Raw genomic sequence first — 20437 nt, 5'->3', positions numbered from 1 at the left:
GGGCCGCCCTAGCTCAACGGGTAGAGCGGGCGCCTCGTAAGCGCCAGGTTATCGGTTCGAATCCGATGGGCGGCTAAAATATTAATGCCCTCGTAGCGCAATCGGTAGCGCAGGCGCCTTGTAAGCGCCGGGGTGTCGGTTCGAGTCCGACCGAGGGCTCTTGTGCGGGCGTGGTGCAGAGGTAGCACGTCTCCCTCCCAAGGAGAAGGTCGCGGGTTCGAATCCCGTCGCCCGCTTTATGACGAAGAATTTAAAGCCTCACAGAACTAAACATGCCCCATTGTAATTTAAAAATCCCCTTTGGAGAGGTGTAAAAGTGCTGGAGCTTGAAACCGGTGTAGGACTCCTGCCTCCAGATTTTTCTGTGGCTGAGCTGGAAAGCAAAACTTTAAACGAACTTCAGGATATAGCTAAAAGCCTGGGAGTAAGCGGCTACAGCCGACTTAAGAAAAACGAGCTGATCCTGCGTATCCTGAAGGCCAGCGCCGAAAGACAGGGCTATATATTCGGGGGTGGAATCTTGGATATAATGCCCGAAGGCCACGGGTTCCTCCGATCCGACCACCTTCTACCCGGCCCCGAGGATATTTACATATCTTCTTCCCAAATCAAGCGCTTTGCCCTCAGGCCCGGAGATTTCGTTATCGGCCACGTCCGCCCACCGAAGGAAAACGAGAGATACTTCAGCATAATAAAAGTCGAAGCCGTAAACGGTATGGACGCTGAACTGGCCAAAAACCGCCCCCACTTCGATGAACTCACCCCCATCTTCCCTAACAAGCAGATCCGACTGGAAACCAGACCCGATAACCTCACCACAAGGCTTCTGGACCTCATCGCTCCCATTGGCCGAGGGCAACGTGGCCTAATCGTTTCTCCTCCGAAAGCCGGAAAAACCACTGTCCTTAAGCACATAGCCAATGCCATCACCACTAACTACGACGATATCCACCTGATGGTGCTCCTGATAGGAGAACGCCCAGAGGAGGTAACGGACTTCGAGCGCTCGGTTGATCCCAGAGTGGAAGTGATCTCCTCCACCTTTGATGACCCGGTAGAAAACCACGCCCGGGTGGCTGAACTGGCTTTAGAGAGGGCCAAGAGACTGGTAGAACTCAAAAAAGACGTGGTAATCCTTCTGGATGGGATAACACGCCTGACCAGAGCCTATAACTTACTGGTCCCCGTAAGCGGAAGAACTCTCTCGGGGGGTATTGACCCTGCTGCCCTTTACCCACCCAAACGCTTCTTCGGCGCGGCCCGTAATATCCAGGAAGGGGGAAGCCTGACCATTATAGCCACCTGTTTAATAGATACCGGAAGCCGCATGGACGATGTAATCTATGAGGAATTCAAAGGTACCGGCAATATGGAATTGCACCTAAGCCGTAAACTCCAGGAAAGACGCATATTCCCAGCTTTTGATATTGAAAAATCTGGCACTCGCCGCGAAGAGCTTCTCCTGGACGAATACACCCTTAACCGAGTATGGCTCATGCGCCGGATGTTCTCTTACATGATTTCTCCTCCCCCCAGCGGTTCCGGAATGGATATAACTGATGCGATGCAGGCACTTCTCGACCACATGCGCAAAACCCGCAGTAACAGGGAATTCTTAGAACTCCTCAATAAGTCCATCCCCTGAGGCCCATGCAATGAGAAAGCTTCCCCCTTTCCTGGCAGCAGGATTTTTCTTCCTTGTAATGCTGGCCGAGGGAGTGCCCATTAAATTTCCAGATGAATGGCTGACGGTTCCGTCCTCTACCTCTGAACGTAAAGGGCTCCTTTCCATAGCAGCCCCCACAAATATGCATTCCTTCTGGAATGAAGCCTTGAGCCCTTTCCCTGTCTTCCACACCGTGATTCAGGAAAGACCCCGCGATACTGTTATTACCTATACGGTCCAGGCTGGAGATACGGTTTTCGATATTGCCAGGCGCTTCGGCATAACCCCTGAAACCATTATGTGGTCAAACCCCGATCTGGAAGACAATCCGGACTGGCTTCCAGTGGGGATGGAAATCGTTATATTGCCTGTTTCCGGCGTCTATCACACGGTGAAAGCCGGTGACACAGTGGAGAAGCTGGCCAAGGAATACAAGGTAGACCCTTCGGCCATAATAAACTTCCCTCTCAATAACCTGAAACCTCCTTACGAACTGACCCCGGGGCAAAAGATCATAGTGCCCGGTGGCGAGAAACCTTACAAACCAAAGATTGTCCGCCATTATACAGGACCGATACCACCCGGTGCAGCCAAGGGGACTGGAAAGTTCGCCTGGCCAATTGATGGAGTGCTCTATATAACCCAGTATTACTGGCGGCTTCATCGGGCTATAGACCTTGGAGTGCCTGAGGGTACCCCTGTCTATGCGGCCGATTCAGGCTTCGTAGTTTATGCAGGCTGGAACGATCAAGGGTACGGAAAACTGGTCGTAATAGACCACCGCAACGGGTTCATGACATATTATGCTCACCTCAGCGTGGTAAAGGTCGATGTGGGGATGTCAGTTCACAAGGGCCAGATAATAGGCCTTTCGGGGAATACGGGCAAAAGCACTGGACCCCACCTGCACTTTGAGATAAGGCTTAACGGGGTGCCCCGTAACCCTCTGGGCTTTTTGCCCTGATTTTCTGAAGGAAGGTCATTCGTATACTTTCTCCTCCTCCCTGTGCGCTTCAGGCGCATCGGCTTCTACATCCCTCACCTCAGGCTTTGTCTCCAGAAGCTCTTTGAAATATTCATGCTGGATTATAAGGTTCATGATTTCGTTGGTGCCGGTCCAGATCATAATCAGCCTTGTGTCCCGCAGCAGCCTTTCGATGGGGTAGACGGTGGTGTAACCTATGCCTCCGAGAATCTGCATCGCGTGATTTACAATTTGCCAGGCAGCTTCAGTGGCGAATTTCTTGGCTTCCGAGACAAGCCTCCTGACTCGGCCAGGTTCATCTCCTTCATCTATCGTTTTTGCGGCCAAATAAACAAGTCCTCTGGCCGCATCCAGTAAAGTAATGCTCTCGGCCACTTTGAAGGAAACCCCCTGGAAAGAGCGAATTTTCTGCCCGAAAGCCTTGCGTTTGTCTGAATATCGGGCGGCTATCTCCAGAGCCGCTCTGGCCATGCCCAGAGCTCCCGCCGCGCTGGTCATCCTCTCCGGAATCATCATGTGCCAGAAGACGTCAGCACCGCCATTTTCCTTCCCAATGACATTTTCAACCGGAACCCTCACATCCCGGAAGTAGACCTTACCTGTCCCACCCCCTCTTGTTCCCATCAAGCCATATATATACTGCACCTCAACCCCCGGCCCCCTTTCCACGATGAAAGCCGTAAGAGCCTGATGGGAGGGTGCACTGGGGTCAGTTCTGGCATAAACCAGGAAGAAATCAGCTCCTTCAGCCCCCACAATGAAGCGTTTGTGGCCTCTTAAGATGTAATGGTTACCTTCCCTTTGAGCGGTGGTGGTAGTTCCGAAGAAATCGGAACCCCCTCTTGGTTCGGTGAGGGCTTCAGCAGCCATTAACTTGCCTTGGAGGAGTGGTTTTAACCATCGCTCCTTTTGCTCTGGTGTGCCAAACTTGTGAAGGGCTTCCCCAACGATGCTTGGAAGGGAATAGAGACAGGCCAGGGAAGTGCCAAGAACTCCTACCTCTTCAAGGGCGATGATTTCTTCGGCCCAGCCTAAGCCTCTTCCTCCGTATTCGGGAGAAAAGCGCAGCCCGAGAAGGTTCCGCCGGGCAGCTTCCTCCACAAATTCTCTGGGATAACGCACCTTATCGGCATCCATGTCCAAAATAAGCTGGCGGGGAACCCATTTAACAAAATCCCTGACTTCTTCCCGCAGTTTTCTTTGCTGAGGCGTAAGGAGTGCTTCTAACATGTTGCACCTCCAATTCTGGGATTGAGGGAAGTTCCCCCAAGCCCCCTTTACCCACCCCCAGGGCCTGGGGAAATTTTAGCCTTTGCTTTAAGTCTGGTCAAATCCTTGCGTGATTCCTGAATTTGTTCTATTATTCCTAAGGAAGGAGCCGAGCTTAAAGCTTTCCTGTGCTGCAGGGCCTTGACTCTGAAACCCTGTTAGGAGAAAGAGTTATGGAAGAAGTTATCCCCAGGATCCGAGAGCTTATACCCCCGGGAACCCGCTGGGCCCTTTTCAATCGGAAAGGGGAAAAAATCCACTCTGAACTTGCCCCCGAAACCGAAGATTTAGCCTCTAAAATTGTAAAGGCTGGGTCAGAATTGTGGGAAGTAGGCGATTATCAGGTAAAGGGCCTAGAAGGGGGAAGAAAAATCATGGCTTTTAAGGTTTCCCGCTCCTGCATCCTTGTCTTGGAAGGCTTTGAAAAGGAAGGTGTCCTGCTCCTTGCCGCCAGACAGGCCCAGAAAATCTGCCCCGAAATCCCTGAAGTTCCAGCTCCGGCGAAGGTGGAAGAGGCCCTTCCTCCGCCAGACATCCTTTTTGAGATCGGGCTCCAGTACCGAACTCCGGAAGAAGCCCTCAAGGATGCGGGTTCTTCCCCCAAAGCCAGGGCCCTGGTTATGAGCCTGACAAGGGCCCAGAATATAATGCAAATCACCGAAACCTTGAGAAAAGCTTGGGTTGATATAACCGTGGAGGAGGTGGCTGGATTAATCAAAGAGTTGGAAACTAAAGGGGTCATACGGAGGAGGACACGCCGTTCCCTGGCGCCCTTTGAAGAAATCTGAAACCGGAGGGGTCTTGTGAAAGTAGTAACCGCCGAAGAGATGGCTTCTCTGGAGAAAGAGGCTGTTTCAAAGGGGATTACAGTGGCCGGGATGATGGAAAAAGCCGGCCACGCTGTGGCCCGGGTTATCCTGGCCCTTAAGCCCACGCCTAAAACTGTGCTGGTCCTGGTAGGGCCAGGTAACAACGGCGGCGATGGCCTGGTCGCTGCCTATTACCTCCTCAAGGCTGGAGTCAAGGTAACAGCCTATCTTTGGAAAAGGCAAACCGAAAGTGACCCCCTGGTGGACAGGCTCGTCCAAGAAGGGACTACGCTGGTTTTCGCCCAAGAAGACGAAGACCTCAAAAACCTCCAGAGCCTCCTCAAAGAGGCCGAAATCGTGGTAGATGCCCTCCTGGGTACAGGGTTCCGCCCACCGGTGAAGAGAGACCTTGAACTGATACTCCGGACCCTCGCTCAAGAAAGGGAGAAACGATTTGATCCCCCCGCTAAGGTTTCAATTCGTTCGGTGAGGGCGTTGCCCTCTACCGCGAAACACCGTCCCTTCATCGTGGCAGTAGATATACCGACAGGGGTAAATGGGACTACCGGGGAATCTGATCCGGCAGCTGTCCCTGCTGATATCACAGTAACATTTGGTTTTCCAAAGAGGGGGCATTTCCTTTTTCCAGGGGCGGAGCTTACAGGTGAGCTATTAGTGGCCGATATCGGTATCCCACAAGAGCTGGCCTCTGGCATTCGGGTTGAATTGGTCACACCGGAGCTGGTTCAAAAATGGCTTCCTCCCAGACCCAAAGGAAGCCACAAGGGGACCTTCGGCAAGGTTCTGATCATAGCAGGCTCCACCAATTACACAGGAGCTCCCTGCCTGGCAGGCCTGGGGGCCATGAGGGTAGGGGCAGGGCTTGTCACTATGGCCATACCCAGCTCCATCCACCCCATCGTTGCCTCAAAGCTTACCGAAACCACCTTTTTGCTCCTTCCGAGTGACATGGGTGCCATAGTGCCCGACGCTCTGGAAGTTCTTTCCGAAAGCTGGCCCTCCTACCAGGCGATTCTGTTAGGCCCTGGCCTTGGAAGGGATAAGCAAACAGTTGAGTTCGTTCACCAGCTAATCAGGGGAAAGTGGGAAAAGAGGAAAATGGGCTTCCTTGGAAGCCAGGAAACGCCCCTTCCTCCTTTACCGCCTATGGTAATAGATGCCGACGGCCTCAATGCCCTTGCCGATCTGCCCCTCTGGTGGGAAGAACTAAAGGGGTTAAACGTCCTGACCCCTCATCCGGGGGAGATGTCAAGGCTCTGCGGGCTCTCTACCGAAGAGATAAATCGGCGCCGCATTGATTTGGCCCTGGAGAAGGCCCAGGAATGGGGTCAAGTAATCGTCCTCAAGGGAGCTTATACCTGCATAGCATCTCCTGAAGGTTTGGTATACATAAATCCATTTGCCAACCCGGCCATGGCCACCGCAGGAAGCGGTGATGTTCTGGCTGGAGCGATCGCTGGGTTCATAGCTCAGGGCCTTGAGCCCATTAAAGCTGCGGTAGTCGGGACTTACGTGCACTCTTTAGCCGGGGAAATGGTAAAGGAAGAGCTGGGGGAGGCTGGCCCCACAGCAGGAGACCTTCCGGGCAAGTTGCCTTTGGCCATCAGAAAGCTGAGGGGAGGTAAAGCGTGAAAGTAAGCTGCGTGGTGGATGATTCTGTACTTCCTGGTGCAAGGCTTTTGAACCAGCATGGCCTCTCGTTTCTAATTGAGCACAATGAACGTTATATCCTCTTTGACACGGGCCCCAATGGTAAAGTGATCCTTCAGAACCTGGCGCGCCTGGAAATTGAGCCCGAGAGCCTTTCAGCTATAGTTCTAAGCCACGCTCACATTGACCATACAGGAGGATTGGCTGCCATCCTGGAACGCACACCAGATACTCCTGTGTATGCTCATCCCGATATCTTCATCCCCCGCTTCTCCCTCCGGGAAGAAAGGCTTAAAGATGTAAGTTTCCCCATAAGCTGGGCCGCAGCCATGTTGAAGCTCAGGCTTATCCTGAGAAAAGACCCTGTGGAAGTGAGCCCTGGTATCTGGACCTCGGGGGATATAAGCCCAAGGACAGAGCCAGAGGGGCGCAGTGAACGCCATTTTGCCCGAATTGAAGGACGCCTTGTCCCTGACCCTTACCGGGATGATATCGCCCTCATACTGGATTTGGGAAATAAATTAGCCGTAGTATGCGGATGCTGCCATGCGGGAATCCTCAACACCCTGAACGTCGTAAAAGAAAGATTCCGAAAACCCGTGGAAGCCATCTTCGGAGGCCTTCATTTAGAGGATGCTGATGAGCTCACCATACTTAGGACGGGGGAGACCCTTAAGGACTGGGGTGTATTAAGGCTTTACATCAACCATTGCACTGGTGCCAGGGCCCTTACTATTTTGAGGGAGATTTTAGGGGATGGTGTTGTGCCTTTCCCCGCCGGCTCTTCCATAACCTTGTAAGGAGCAAGCACCATGATTTACGACGTAATTGTGGTAGGCGGGGGGATAGCAGGAGCATCGGCAGCTTTCTTCCTCAAAAGGCAAGGGACAAAGGTGCTCGTGATAGAAAAAGAAAAACTCCCTCGCTATAAACCGTGTGCCGGAGGTGTGCCCCGTTCAGTTCTACAGTTCTTCCACCTCAACTTTGAGCCGGTGATTGAAAGGGAAATTAACGGAGTCCGTTATTCTTTCCGGGGTAAGAAAGAGGTCGATGTACCCTTCCCCACCTCACCCGTCCTGATGGTGATGAGGGATCAGTTTGACTGGTTTGTCCTGGAGAAATCCGGGGCAGAGGTGGCCGAAGGGGTAAAAGTCATCGGAGTTTATGAAGATAGAGACAAAGTCACCGTGTTAGCCGAAAAAGGATACAGGTGGCAGGCCCGTTACCTTATCGGAGCCGATGGAGCTAATTCGGTGGTAGCCCGAGCCCTTGATTTTGAAACTGGTGGCCCTGTGGGAGCGGCCCTCGAGGCTGAAATCCCGGCTGACGAAAAGCTTCTGGATTTCTTTAATAAAGCTTTCTTTCTCTTTGGAGTCGTAAACCCGGGGTATATATGGGTTTTTCCTAAAAAAGCTGTCCTTTCTGCGGGCATTGGGGCTATGGGCAAGACCCGCGATAACCTTAAGACCACTTTTCTCTACTGGATGGCTCGCCTGGGCCTTCCCGCGGATAAGATTCCGTTGAGGGCTCACCCCTTGCCTGTTTACCTAAAGGACCGCAGGCTTCACTCCTCGCGAACGGTTCTAATTGGCGACGCTGCCAGAATGATGGACCCACTTCTCGGAGAAGGCATAAGGTATGGGGTGAAGAGCGCACACCTTGCCGTTCAGGCCATCCTCAAAGGCGACCTGCCCTCTTACACCAGGGCAGTTCACAGGATTTTAGCCCCTAACTTCAAAGCAGCTCGCCTCTGGGCTTGGGTCTTCTACCGCTATCCCGAAATCAGTTTTGAACTGGGGGTCCGTAACCCCTTTATCATTGCAGATTTTGCCCGGATGTTTGAGGGCAAACTTTCCTACAGGACCATGCTGGCTCGCTTCCCCTTTTACGTTGCTGGCCTTTTCCGGAGATTTTAAAAGCCCGCCGGGCTTTCTCCAGGTTTTTGAGGAGGTAAGCATGAAAGGAAAAAACCTTTTTCTCCTGATAATAACCGCTGTTCTCGCCCTTTCCTGCCGACCAGCCACTGCTCCTGTATCCCCTCCTCCTTTTCCAACCCCAACTTTTACCCCTGCTTTGCTTTCCCCTATCCCCACCCCAACCGTGCCGGGTATGAGCCTTTTCAGCCCGGCTTTTACTAACGGGAGCCTTATACCCGAACGTTATACCTGTAAAGGTGAAAACATTTCACCACCCCTTGGGTGGACTGGAGTCCCAGCGGAGGCTAAGAGCCTGGTGCTCATATGCGATGATCCTGATGCCCCGGGAGGCCCCTTCAACCACTGGCTTCTCTACAACATCCCTCCCTCCACCACAAATTTGCCCGAAGGTGTTCCCCCACTCCCTTCCCTGCCAGATGGCTCCTTTCAAGGATTCAACAGCTTTGGGAAGATAGGCTATGATGGGCCGTGTCCTCCGCCAGGTTCCACGCACCGCTACTTTTTCAGACTTTATGCCCTGGATAAAACCCTGAACATCCCACCGAAAGCCCGTAAAGCTGAGATTTTAAGAGCCATGGAAGGTCACATCCTGGCCGTAGCCGAACTCATGGGCCGATTCTCCCGTTAGGAGGAAATCTTGCGCCTGGGTTTCCCCGTCAAAATCCTGGGGCACCCTGGCCTCAGGCCCTATGATTCCCGCCGATGGCAGAACAGCCCTCACCTGAGCGTGAGCCTGGCTTACTTGCGGGATATAATCCTTTACCTTGAGCGCAAGGGGATAAAATTCTACAGGCTCGCTTCGGAACTCGCTCCCTATGTAACACATCCTGGCCTTCCGGCCTTCCACCATCAGATAGAGGAATGTTCCAGAGAACTGGAAGAATTTGGAAGAATGGCCCGGGAGAGAGGAATACGTCTTTCCTTCCACCCTTCCTATGTCAACTTGACCTCGCCCCACCAGGAAACAGTGGAACGCAGCCTCCAGCGTGTTGCCGCTTTAGCCAGGATCCTGGACGCGATGGGGCTGGGCCCCGACGCAGTCGTGGTTATCCATGCGGGAGGAACTTACGGAGATAAAGCCTCAGCCCTGGATCGCCTGTGCCGGGTTCTGGAAAAGGTGCCACAGGAGGTTCGCTCCCGTTTATCTCTGGAGAACGATGATTCCCTTTTCTCGGTCAGAGATCTCCTCTGGGTTCATAAGCGCTCAGGGATTCCCATAACTTTTGATCACCTTCACTTTCTCAACCATAGCGATGGTATGGAAGAGAACGAAGCCCTTAGCCTCTGCCTTGAAACATGGCCAGAAAGTATAACCCCCAAAGTTCACTTCAGCTCCCCCAGAACGGCCATGAAGCTGATGGGAGAGGGCGGGAAGAAGAGGGCTTACCCTCCGCACCCTTCCGAGCATGCCGATTTTGTGGACCCTTTTGAGTTCATCGCTTTCTGCCGTATGGCTATGAAGGCGAAAAACCGAAATTTTGATATAATGTTGGAAGCGAAAGCACGGGACCTGGCCCTTCTTGAGCTCAGGGAAAACCTGAAAAAATTTGCGCCAGAGTTAGAGGTGGAATAATGGATGAAATGGCTCCTGTTCTGGTGGTAGTAATGAACAACCTGAGGGATATGGAAATAGCGCGCCGGGAAGGGTGGTACAGGATACCGGTAAAAAGGGCGCCTTCCCGCCTCGGAGCAGAATACCTGGCTTTCTATCAGACAAAGGTTTTCGGCCCTGAGGGGCTGTCAATAAACTATTATGCGCCTGTTAAAGCCTATCGTCTTGCGCGTAGGGAAGAGCTCCTGCCGGATGAATCAGCCCATCCCAGAGCCAAAGATTGGTACTACAAAATTGAAATAGGCCCCCTTGAGAGGCTTCCCAGGCCGATACCAAGCCGTAGGCTTCGCCGAATTACTTTTATCCCCACAACCTTAGGCAGACTCTTCAGGGCCCAGGAAATAAATGACCTCTGGATTGGAGGCGAAGCTGAAGAAAGCCTGTGGGAGATGTTCCGGGAAAACGGCCTTCCTGCCGAGAGGCGCTTCCTTATTCACGGGGAAGAAGAAGAAAAGGAAGTAGATTTCGCTTTCTTCTGCCGCAGAGGGAAATTGGCTGTGATGTGCGATGAAGAACCGCTCCTTTCGGGTCTGGTGCGGGAGAAATCCGCTGCTCAGGATTATGAGCTGGCTGCTTTGGGCTGGGTTCCCCTCCACCTTGACCCCGAATTAGTCCTTAAATCCCCAGCCGAAGCCTTGAGAAAAGTCCTTGAAGCTCTGGAAGAGCTCGGTGGATGCGCTATGGAGGAAGAGTCATGGAATTGCGAAGATACTGGGCAGTTCTAAGACGCTACTTTTGGCTTATAGCCCTGATCTTTCTTATAGTCCTGGCGGGCAGCTTCCTCACCCGGCGTCCCTCTGCTCCTCGTTACGGTGCTTCTATGCGTTTCGTAGTAGGAGTGATCCCTCAATCGGGAGGTAACTATTACGAATACGACCGCTACTACACTTGGCTCGCCTCAGAGTATATGGTGGATGATATGGCAGAGGTGGTAAGAGGCCGAACCTTCGCTGACAAAGTAGCATCAAGGATTTCGCTCCCCCCAGGAAGCCTGTATGGAACCATAGCTTCAGAGTCAAAGCACAGGGTCCTTACCGTCCATCTTTCCTGGCATGACCCTCGTCAGCTTCAGGAAATAGCAGGAACAGTGGCGGAGTTAATTCAGAAGCCTCAAGAGTTTTTCCCCCAGCTCGGAGGGCAGGAAGCCAGATTAATAATAATAGACCCACCGGTTATCTACCCCATCGGGCCGAGCTTGCGGGAAAAGCTGGACCTTCCGATAAAGCTGGTTCTGGCTCTGGGTGCTGGAATAGCCCTGGCTTTCCTCCTGGATTATCTTGATGTATCTGTTCGCTCCCGGGAAGAGCTGGAAGCTCTGGGGTTAAAAGTTCTCGGAGAAATACCCAGGCGCAGAAGGTGGCCCTTCCAGCGATAGGTTTCAGTGTAAAGCGGGTAGAACTACAAAACATCCTCCAAAATAGTGGTGAACTGTAACTTTTTGCTCCCAGCCTGTGGACGGGCTCCGGAACTTCTAAAGACCCTGCAGGAGCGCAGCAGAGCCGATAAAAGGGGAGTTCTGGGGAACAGGTTTCCAGATAACTCTGTTATCAGGCGAAGTCTCTCAAAAAGCACTCCACCAGATTGAGAGCGCTGAAATCCCCAAAGGTTAGCCACGTGATAGCTGGTTCATGCCCAACGATTTTCCGGGCGATAACACTGGATGGGAACCCCCGCTGGTGCAACTCCAGAATGCGCTCCTTTAGTTCTTCAAGGCTCTCAAGTTTTGCTAAAATTTTCTCCCGCCCATTCTGATGAACGGTCCCGCTTCCTGGAAACAGGTAGCTAATCTCCAAAGAGGCCAGTTTCCTGAGAGATTCCATTATCAATTTGGGTCTGTAAACTTTCCTATAAGCCAGGTCTTTTCCGCCCACGTAAGCATCTCCGCTGAAAAGCCACCCCTCCGACGGTTCATAAAGGGCTATATGGTCCGGGGAGTGGCCGGGAGTTTCTATTATCAGGAAAGAATACTTCTCCGTTTCCACCTTTTCACCCACCGGGGAAGCCTCCGATGGCTCTGGAATTCCCCAGAAGAACCGGCGATAGAAGGTCATTCCCAGCAGGGAAGGGTTGCGGAGGATAGGCAAGGCTTCCCGGTGAGCTTTTATCGCTATGCCCCGCTTCTCCAGGAGGCTATTGGCCCCGATGTGATCTTCATGGGAGTGGGTGTTTACCAGGGTATGGATGGGGGTATTTTCCAGGGCTTTGAGAAATTCCCCCCTTTGGTGGGGGTTCCCGGCGTCTATTAAGAGGCCATCCACTAAATAGGCTGAAGTAAAATAGAAAGCCCTACCCGGCAGTATATCTCTGCCCATTTTGAAGGCTTTTACAGGCCCAACCGATTTTACTATAAGCATACTTACCTGACCTCCTTTAGAAGTTTAATGTTCGGGGGTCGCAGCAGGAGTGGGAGAAGCAGGAACTGGGGTAGGCTCGGGTGTTGGGGTTGGAGTTGGGGTGGGTACTAGATTGAAGACCGTAAGCCACACCCGGGCTTCCCAGAAATTGCCCAGACGGTCAAAGGCTACAATCCTCACAGTGTAAAATCCATTTTCCACAAGCGAAGAATCCCATAGGGCCAGGAGGCCATTTTCTACCATTACCCACACCGGCCCAGCAATTGCCGTCCACCGCGCCGGGTCAGGGCCAAGCCCATACTCCACTATGTAGTGGGAGAAATCCGGAACCTTAACCGTACCCCTGATCTCAATCAAGCCCTGGAGTGTTTGCCCTTCCAGGGGGTAATCAATCCTGACCTCGGGTGAAAATGTATGGAGGGGGCAGTATTCCTTGGGAGGCTGAGGTATGTTGTGTTGCAGAGCCCACCATTCCCCTTCTGGAGGGTAAACTTCATAGATGCGTTCCTCCACCAGATGGGGAGGGCAATATTCGGTGGCGAGCTTTCCGGTGAGCCTGTCTATCCGAACTTTCTGATAGAAATCTTTTGACGGATCATTGGGTTCTGTCCCGGCTACGAAAAGTTCCATCCTTCTCTCGGGACAATATTCAGAAGGCTTTGCCCCCGATTTAGCGCATATTTCTGCTTCCACAATCCCTGGGGGGCGATGGAAATCCTTCGGTGGAACATTGGCAAGGGCTTTTTCCATAAATTCACGCCAGATAGGGCCGGCTCCCCTCACACCCGGAACCCTCTTGGTTGGAGAATTATCGGCATTCCCCACCCACACTCCTACTACCAGGTCCGGTGTATAGCCTATAGTCCAGCCATCACGCCAGTCGTCTGTTGTGCCGGTTTTGACAGCAGCAGGTCTTGAAAGCTTCAACACGCTGTTAGGGCCGAAAGTAGGGGTCCTGGCCCAGTTATCGGCCAGGATGTGAGTTATAAGGTAAGCATGTTGAGGGGAGATAACCTGGTCTCCGGGTGGTGGGGTGTACTCCTCCAGAACTCTACCAGCAGCATCTTCTATCCGGAGGATGGCCACCGGCGGGACTCTCCTGCCACCATTGGCTATAACGGCGTAGGCGGCGGTGAGTTCCAGTAGGCTCACTTCCCCCCCACCGAGGGTTATGGAAAGGCCGTAATCGGACCTGGTGAAAGAAGTAATACCGAGGCGTCGGGCCATCTCCAGGAAAGAAGGGATCCCAACAAACTGCAGAGCTTTTACAGCGGGTATATTGTAGGAACTTCCGAGGGCAACCCTCACCGTAACGGGACCATGGAAGCGGTTGTCGTAATTGGTGGGCTTATAGCCATCGGGGAACTCTACTGGAACATCCCAGATCACCGTAGCGGGGGTCCAGCCTTTTTCAAAAGCGGCCAAATAAGTGATAGGCTTTATGGCTGAGCCTGGCTGACGGGGAGCTAAAGCCATGTTAACCTGCCCACTGATTTTTTCGTCGTAGAAATCGGCGCTTCCTACCATAACCAGGATTTCCCCGGTCTGTGGCTTTATGGCCAGCAGAGCTCCATTGGTCACCTTTCTCTCTTTGATTTTTTCCACCTGCCTCTTTACGATTTCCTGGGCCATTTCCTGGAGGAGCAGGTCAAGAGTGGTGTAAACCCTGAGGCCAGCTCTGTAGAGCACTTCTGGTCCATAGCGTTGTTCCAGGAGCTGACGGACGTACATTACAAAGTGGGGTGCTCTCATTTCAAAGCGCGGTGGAACTAATTTAAGTTCCTCCTGATAAGCCTTCTCGGCTTCCTCCGGAGTTATGTAACCCGCCTCAACCATGAGCCGCAGGACATCCGCCTGCCTGGCCTTGGCGGCTTTGAAGTTAGTGTAGGGGTCGTAAGTGGCCGGAGCTTGGGGTAATCCGGCCAGGAAGGAGGCCTCGGCGAGGGTGAGCTCAGAAGCGCTCTTTCCGAAGTAAGTTTGGGCAGCGGCTTCGGCCCCATAGGCCATGTTGCCGTAATAAATCTCATTCAGATAAAGTTCCAGGATGGTCTCCTTGGAATAGCGGCGGGATATTTCTGCCGCAAGAATTGCCTCTTTTATCTTGCGTTTCAAAGTTCGCTGGCTTTTCTCCTCAGGAGGGAGGAGTAGGTTCCGGACAAGTTGCTGAGGTATCGTGCTGGCTCCAGATACTGCTTTACCTGCCCTAATATCCTGCCAGAGAGCTCTCAGGATAGCGAGAGGGTCGACCCCCCTGTGCTGGAAGAAGCGGGCATCTTCGGTAGCGACAGTGGCCATTATAAGGTAGGGGGATATAGAACTCAGGGGTACTACCGTTCTCCTACCTCCTCCTGGCGGGATTACTTCGTAGAGGAGGCGGCCTTCCCGATCGTAAATCTTAGAACTGGAGAAAGCCACAGCTCTTTGGGCCAGCTCTTCCGGTGGGGGAAGCTGCGGGGCAACATAGGCGTAAACTAAAACCGCCCCTGCGGCTCCCACCGAAATGAAAAGGCTTGAAACCAGGAAAGAAACTATTAAAGCCCACAAAAGGAAAGCGTACGGCTCTCGCTCTTTTTTCCCCTTCATTTCAATACATCCTCAGGAAATGCCTGACTGTTTGCCAGAACTCCCTTGGAGAGATTGGATAAGGATGAATCCTAGCCTTTATCGTGTAGCCCTTCCAGAGCTTGTATACAAGCCGGAAAAGAGGGTTTGGCGGCAGTCGGATAAGTAACCTCACCAGCGGCTTCAGGAAAGGCCACTCCACCACCAGGGCGAAAAGCTTAGAGAAGTTCTCAATCTGCCTTTTTTCCCCTTTTGAAAACTTGATTATGGAATGATCCCAGGCAGACGGTCCTATATCATCGTAGAAACCATCCAATAAGCCGTGTTCCCTCGCGTACTCCCCGAGGGCTGTCCTGGGATAGGGCTGGTAAAGGAAAACGTTGGCATAATCGGGCCGGCAGGCAATATTGAGCTCCAGAGTCTTGAAGTCTATCTCCAGAGAGCCACCAGGAAGTCCTATCATATTGGTCGTTATGAGCCTCAAACCTGCTTCTTTGATAAGACGAGCTGCTTCCAGAATTTGTTCCTGGCTTACATCTCTATTGAGGAGTTTCCTCCTGACCTCCTCATCGCCGGTTTCCACTCCCATTCCCACGCTGTGACATCCGGCCTCCTTTAGAAGCCTCACCAATTCCCTGCTCACCAGGTTCGGCCGCACGTTGCAGAAGAAGGGTAAACCTATCGCTCGCGGATACTTCTCGGCAAATTCCTCCACCCATTTCAGAGGCCAGATGAAAAGGTCATCGAGGAACACCACGAACCGCAGGGGGTATTTGCTTCTCACCCACCTGAGTTCCTCCAGAACGTTTTCCACACTTCTGTGCCGCACGATTTTCCCCAGCCCGCGGTATATCTCATTGAAAGCCTGATTGTAACAGTAGCTACAACGGTATGGACAGCCACGGCTGGAGATAAAATGCTTGAGCCCGCTCTCCCGACTGAAAGCATCTTTGGAATAGAAAAGCTCGCGGTCTGGAAAGGGTAAAGAATCCAGATCTTCAAGCAGAGGCCTCAGGGGATTGCGGATTATCTCTCCATCCCTTTTGAACCACCAGTTGGGAATTGAAAGGTAATCTGAACCTCCTTCCAGAGCATTGGCCAGATCCACCATGGCCTCTTCCCCTTCCCCGATGCATACTCCATCCACGCCCTCCTCTTCAATCACCTCGGGGAAGAAAGTGGCATGGGGCCCCCCGAAAACTGAGAGGACTTTACCACCCAGTGCCTCCTTTATGGCTTTGTTGAGTTCAAGGTAATAGCGGTGAAGGCCTGTATAGATGGTGTAACCCACAATTTGCGGCTTAAACTCCTTAGCCGCCTGGATGGGGTCCTGATGAGTAGCAATGACCAGATCCACCTGATGTCCTTCTCTCTTAAGGATGCTGGAAAGATGCGTAAGCCCAAAAGGAATATAATCGGCATGCCTTGTAATAAAAAGTACCCTCATTTTCACCCTCCCGGTACTATCTTCCTCGCAGGAACCTTCGCTCTATTTCCTCCCGGCTCAGGAGGAAAAAAGCTGGCCGGCCGTGGGGACAGGTGGATGGAGACCAGGAGTTGAAAAATTCATTAACGATTTCCTGCATTCTTTCGGCAGTAAGTATATCGCCTTTCTTCACAGCGGCCAGGCAAGCCATTCGCAAAGCCAATCTTTCCCGCACCTCCTCTTCAGAAAGCCGACTGGTTTCCCGGATTTCTTCCACGATTTTTTCCATAAGCTCTGGTAAAAGAGTCGATGATAATGGGAAAGGGGCTGCCCGGATAACAAAAGCACCTCTGCCAAAAGGCTCCGCTTCTAAGCCAAGTTCCTGCAGAATCCCGAGGCGCTCTTCCAAAAGTTCTGCCTCAGGTAGAGGGAGCTCCAAATACGAAGGTGGCTCTAAGGGATACCGCTCTTTCCCTTCCAGGATTTTTTCAAAGAGCACCTGCTCATGGGCAGCATGCTGGTCCACCACCATCAACCCTTCTGAACTCCAGGCCAGGATGTAAGTATAATCAACTTGGCCAAGGATTGAAAAGGATGGGGTGAAGTATTCCTCCCTCACCTCCTTCACAGCCGGAAGGTAAGACACCCCCTCAAAGGGCCATGCCACTGGAGCACATTCTTCCCTATGGGGGAAAGCGCTCAAAGCTTCTTCCACAGCTTTACCCAAAGCATAGTAGACGGCTCTTTCCTGGGCGAGGCGAACTTCAGCCTTACGGGGGTGAATGTTCACATCCACAAAGCTGGGGTTCACCTCAATCCAGATAACGGCCACAGGCCTTCTTCCGGGGGCAATCTTTCCAGTGTAAGGTCTTTCCAGGACTACAGCCAGGAGCCCAGCTCTCACAGGCCTACCGTTGATAAAGAAGAACTGCCAATCCCGTCCGCTCTTCCCCAGCGCAGGCCGGCTTATGAAACCCTTCACCTTGATATCCCCTCCTTCCCAGTCTATCCCCACCATCTCTGAAGCCACATCCCTGCCTAGAGCCTGAGCTATCCTTTCCAGAGGCCTGGCGCTGGGGGCGAGAAAGCGTTCTTTCCCGTCAACTGTAAACCTGAAAGCAATATGGGGATAAGAAAGAGCGTAACGGATAACAGTGGTGCGGACGAGTTCAGCTTCACGGAAATGGGATTTAAGGAATTTCCTTCTGGCTGGAAGATTGTAGAACAAATTCCGCACAGTGACCTGGGTTCCCTGAGGGCTGGCGGCTGTCTCTATAGTCTTAACACCGTCTTCAGCTCTAATTCTCGTCCCCACCTCCTCACCCTTTGCTCTGGTGAGGATTTCAACCTTGGATACAGCAGCAATGCTGGCTAAAGCCTCCCCCCTGAAACCCAGGGTCCTGATGGCCTGGAGATCTTCCGGAGAGGAAATCTTACTGGTGGCAAACCTTTCCAGCAGAAGAGGGGCATCCTCCCTCGGTATCCCCGAGCCATTATCGGCAACCCGAATGAGGGAGAGGCCCCCGTCCCTTATTTCAATGCTTATGGCCAAAGCTCCAGCATCAATAGAATTCTCCACCAGCTCCTTCACCACTGAAGCTGGCCTCTCAATGACCTCCCCCGCAGCTATACGGGATATTACCTCTTGGGGAAGAATTCTTATGGGCATGGCTTTTGGGGAAATTATATCTTGAGGGTTAACTGAAGTCAACCGTCAGGACACCAATCGCCAGTAAAATTATGGCAAGATTTGCCGAAAAATGGCACAGGCTAGCGACCTGGATCGCGTCCTCTGAAATCTCGGATGAGCGGCGGCTATCAGGCTTTCCTCCGCTCCCTATGGCATCCTGAGGATGAAGCCAGCTAGGCTCGTAGAGCACCTGTCACAACCCTCCTCTGAACCCCGACCAATCTGGACAAAGGACAAATCGGGGGTATAATAAAGCTATGAGCCTGAAGCGATTCTGGGCCATTTCCCTCAAAGAGCTTAAACACATAAGCAGGGACATAAGGACCATTCTCCTCGTTATAATTTCCCCTCCATTTTTGCTGGTGATAATGAGCTCTATCTTCGGCCTGGAAGTGAAAAACGTAAATTTCGGGGTAATGGATCTGGATCAGACGGAGCTTTCGCGGCAATTTATCCAGAGGATATCCGCCACGAGGGGATACCAGTACAGAGGCCATGTGTGGAGCTATCGGGAAGCTCATGAACTTTTGCGCAATGGCACTCTGGACGTGATCTTCGTGATAGGGTCAGGGTTTGCCTCGCAGCTGGAAAGGGGCGAAATGGTTACCGTGCAGGCCCTGGTGGATGGGATGGATCCAATTGAGGCTATAGGCACTTTTTACGACCTTCAGGCGATGGTAAAGGCGTATGGGCAGGAAATAGCCCCTGCACCTCCCGTTTCTGCTCCTCCTCTGCAGCTTCTCTATCGTGCACGCTATAATCCCGGCCTTGATTCCCAGATTTCCCTCATACCCGGGCTTATGGCTATTGTCCTCACGTTGCCAGCCATGGCTCTGGCTTTGTCCCTGTCCAGGGAGTGGGAAACAGGAACTTTCGAGGCGTTGATTGCTTCCCCTATACGGGGTATGGAATATCTTTTGGGCAAACTATCAGCCTATTTAGGGGTGGGCCTTGTAAGTGCCTTTATAACCCTCGGAGTAGCTACCTTCTGGTTCAAAGTCCCCTTCAGAGGAAGCGTCTGGGCTTTTCTTCTATTAAGTCTCGATTTCCTTCTGGCCAGCATGGGGGTAGGGCTGTTCATCGGTCAGAGCGTGAAAAACCAGCAGTCTACCATGTTTTTAACCCTCCTTTACTTCATAGTGCCCAGTTTCTTCATAGCTGGCCTTGTGCTACCGCTCAGAGAAGAATCGCCCCTTGATCTTCTGGCCTCCTATGCTCTGTGCACAACTCACTTCATAAAAGTGTGCAGAGGCGTAATGCTTAAAGGGCTTGGAATCGCTCAACTAATAGAACCAGCCCTGATGTTAGCGATTATTGGTTTTATCTCTATCGGCCTTGGCTTCGCTTCCTTCCGGAAGAGGGTCGGTTAAATATGGGGATTGTGAGCCTTATTTGGAAGGAATTTATACAGCTGCGCCGCAACATCCTCCTTACCTTTTTCATCCTCCTTATCCCTATGTTCGAGTTCGCCTTGATGACCAGAGCCACCGGTAGGGAGATAAAAGATATCCCCGTAGCAGTTCTGGACCTACATAAATCAAAGGCAAGCCGGGAACTTGTAAAGGTAATTGACGAAACCCACAGGCTCAAAGTGGTCTTTTATCCCGAAAGCCAGGAAAAGCTTGAGGAACTAATTTCCAGGGGTGAAGCTACTTTGGGGCTTATAATATCGCGCGAATTTGAAATCTACGTTCTCCTGGATGGCTCCTCAGTTACTCCGGCATCCTTAGGACTTTCAGGGCTCTATGAAGCAATTGATGCCTTCTCCAGCGGTAAATTGCGGGAAACCGGAATCAGAGCCGAAGACAAAGTAAAACTGGAAACCCGCATACTTTTCAACCCTACTTACGATGTTCGTCATTTCACTTTGCCAGCTATGGTGGGCTTTATCGTCTATCAGATAACCATTGCCATAGCCTCCCTCAGCCTTGTGAGAGAACGGGAGATGGGTACGATAGAACAGCTTATGGTAAGTCCTCTGCGTCGGGAAGAAATAATATTGGGCAAGGGACTCGTGGCTTTCCTGGCTGGCTTTGTAAACTTCTGGCTGTTATTGCTTTTGGCTACAAAAGTTTATGGAGTCCCCTTCAGGGGATCTTTAGCCCTGCTGGGTGCTATTACCGCCTTATTCTTAGTGGTAGAATCAGGATGGGGACTTGCTCTATCAACTCTGGCTCGCAATCCTCAACAAGCCATCCTCTTCGTTTTCATCCAGGTTATGGTAGATGTAGCCTTTTCAGGATTTATCGTCCCCATTAAAAACCTGCCCACCCACCTCAGGATTATAGCCTTTTTCGTCCCTCTTCAGCATTACCTTTTTATAATACGCAGCATAATGCTGAAAGGGGCCGGCTTCTTTGAGCTTTGGCCCAGAATTTTAACGCTTTTACTGCTGGGCATAGTGATCCTCACGATTGCTTCCCTGAACGTGAGGCGGAGTCTGGAGTAAATGACCT

General features: G+C 52.1%; 17 protein-coding genes and 3 tRNA genes. 15 read left to right on the top strand and 5 right to left on the bottom strand.

Features of this window, described 5'->3' with window-relative positions; genetic code table 11:
- Nucleotides 1–2: 2 nt before the first annotated feature.
- From NZ653_03110 to NZ653_03090, 5 genes are all read left to right on the top strand, one after another.
- Nucleotides 3–75: transfer RNA gene (locus NZ653_03110), tRNA-Thr, on the top strand.
- 11 nt (nt 76–86) lie between these two features.
- Nucleotides 87–159, top strand: a tRNA-Thr gene (locus NZ653_03105).
- 5 nt (nt 160–164) lie between these two features.
- Nucleotides 165–236, top strand: a tRNA-Gly gene (locus NZ653_03100).
- A gap of 80 nt (nt 237–316) precedes the next feature.
- Complete coding sequence (rho, locus tag NZ653_03095) at nt 317–1645, top strand: transcription termination factor Rho (protein ID MCS7286117.1); 1329 nt, start codon at nt 317–319, stop codon at nt 1643–1645.
- Nucleotides 1646–1808: 163 nt separating this feature from the next.
- Nucleotides 1809–2630, top strand: a complete 822-nt coding sequence (locus NZ653_03090; GenBank protein MCS7286116.1) for a M23 family metallopeptidase — start codon at nt 1809–1811, stop codon at nt 2628–2630.
- A 15-nt stretch (nt 2631–2645) separates the two neighbouring features.
- On the opposite strand, the gene NZ653_03085 is transcribed toward NZ653_03090, so the two are convergent.
- Nucleotides 2646–3881: an acyl-CoA/acyl-ACP dehydrogenase gene (locus NZ653_03085; GenBank protein ID MCS7286115.1), complete on the bottom strand. Its 1236-nt coding sequence runs from the start codon at nt 3879–3881 to the stop codon at nt 2646–2648.
- Nucleotides 3882–4093: 212 nt separating this feature from the next.
- Here NZ653_03085 and NZ653_03080 point away from each other — a divergent pair, with 212 nt between their 5' ends.
- From NZ653_03080 to NZ653_03045, 8 genes are read left to right on the top strand one after another with little or no spacing between them, the layout of a single operon-like run.
- Nucleotides 4094–4708, top strand: coding sequence for a hypothetical protein (locus NZ653_03080; GenBank protein ID MCS7286114.1), 615 nt, complete (start codon nt 4094–4096; stop codon nt 4706–4708).
- Nucleotides 4709–4723: 15 nt separating this feature from the next.
- Nucleotides 4724–6382 carry an NAD(P)H-hydrate dehydratase gene (locus NZ653_03075; protein ID MCS7286113.1) on the top strand — a complete coding sequence of 553 codons (1659 nt, stop codon included), beginning with the start codon at nt 4724–4726 and terminating at the stop codon, nt 6380–6382.
- Nucleotides 6379–7200, top strand: a complete 822-nt coding sequence (locus NZ653_03070; protein ID MCS7286112.1) for an MBL fold metallo-hydrolase — start codon at nt 6379–6381, stop codon at nt 7198–7200. The genes NZ653_03075 and NZ653_03070 overlap by 4 nt, the downstream gene beginning before the upstream one ends.
- Before the next feature lie 12 nt (nt 7201–7212).
- Complete coding sequence (locus tag NZ653_03065; GenBank protein MCS7286111.1) at nt 7213–8316, top strand: geranylgeranyl reductase family protein; 1104 nt, start codon at nt 7213–7215, stop codon at nt 8314–8316.
- Between the two features lie 40 nt (nt 8317–8356).
- Complete coding sequence (locus tag NZ653_03060; GenBank protein ID MCS7286110.1) at nt 8357–8965, top strand: YbhB/YbcL family Raf kinase inhibitor-like protein; 609 nt, start codon at nt 8357–8359, stop codon at nt 8963–8965.
- Nucleotides 8966–8974: 9 nt separating this feature from the next.
- Complete coding sequence (gene uvsE, locus NZ653_03055; GenBank protein ID MCS7286109.1) at nt 8975–9910, top strand: UV DNA damage repair endonuclease UvsE; 936 nt, start codon at nt 8975–8977, stop codon at nt 9908–9910.
- Nucleotides 9910–10674, top strand: coding sequence for a hypothetical protein (locus NZ653_03050; protein ID MCS7286108.1), 765 nt, complete (start codon nt 9910–9912; stop codon nt 10672–10674). Before uvsE ends, NZ653_03050 begins: the two co-directional genes overlap by 1 nt.
- Nucleotides 10644–11324, top strand: a complete 681-nt coding sequence (locus NZ653_03045) for a hypothetical protein (protein MCS7286107.1) — start codon at nt 10644–10646, stop codon at nt 11322–11324. Before NZ653_03050 ends, NZ653_03045 begins: the two co-directional genes overlap by 31 nt.
- 172 nt (nt 11325–11496) lie before the next feature.
- Here the strand turns inward: NZ653_03045 and NZ653_03040 are convergent, their stop codons facing one another.
- Genes NZ653_03040 through mutL form a run of 4 tightly spaced genes read right to left on the bottom strand, consistent with a single transcriptional unit; the run spans nt 11497 to nt 17960 of the window.
- Entirely contained in the window at nt 11497–12303 is an 807-nt protein-coding gene (locus NZ653_03040) for an MBL fold metallo-hydrolase (GenBank protein ID MCS7286106.1), read from the bottom strand.
- Nucleotides 12304–12327: 24 nt separating this feature from the next.
- Nucleotides 12328–14886, bottom strand: a complete 2559-nt coding sequence (gene pbpC, locus NZ653_03035; protein MCS7286105.1) for a penicillin-binding protein 1C — start codon at nt 14884–14886, stop codon at nt 12328–12330.
- Between the two features lies 1 nt (nt 14887).
- On the bottom strand, nt 14888–16312 hold the full coding sequence (locus NZ653_03030; GenBank protein MCS7286104.1) for a B12-binding domain-containing radical SAM protein: 1425 nt from the start codon (nt 16310–16312) through the stop codon (nt 14888–14890).
- A 16-nt stretch (nt 16313–16328) separates the two neighbouring features.
- Nucleotides 16329–17960 carry a DNA mismatch repair endonuclease MutL gene (gene mutL, locus NZ653_03025; protein MCS7286103.1) on the bottom strand — a complete coding sequence of 544 codons (1632 nt, stop codon included), beginning with the start codon at nt 17958–17960 and terminating at the stop codon, nt 16329–16331.
- Between the two features lie 278 nt (nt 17961–18238).
- Here mutL and NZ653_03020 point away from each other — a divergent pair, with 278 nt between their 5' ends.
- The gene (locus NZ653_03020) at nt 18239–19351 is read left to right on the top strand and encodes an ABC transporter permease (GenBank protein ID MCS7286102.1); all 1113 of its coding nucleotides are present in this window, start codon (nt 18239–18241) and stop codon (nt 19349–19351) included.
- Between the two features lie 2 nt (nt 19352–19353).
- Entirely contained in the window at nt 19354–20430 is a 1077-nt protein-coding gene (locus tag NZ653_03015) for an ABC transporter permease (protein MCS7286101.1), read from the top strand.
- The last annotated feature ends 7 nt before the right edge of the window (nt 20431–20437 follow it).

Source organism: Anaerolineae bacterium (genome assembly GCA_025062375.1).
In the GTDB taxonomy this organism is placed as follows: domain Bacteria; phylum Chloroflexota; class Anaerolineae; order SpSt-600; family SpSt-600; genus SpSt-600.
This window is presented reverse-complemented; position numbering and strand designations above follow the sequence as displayed.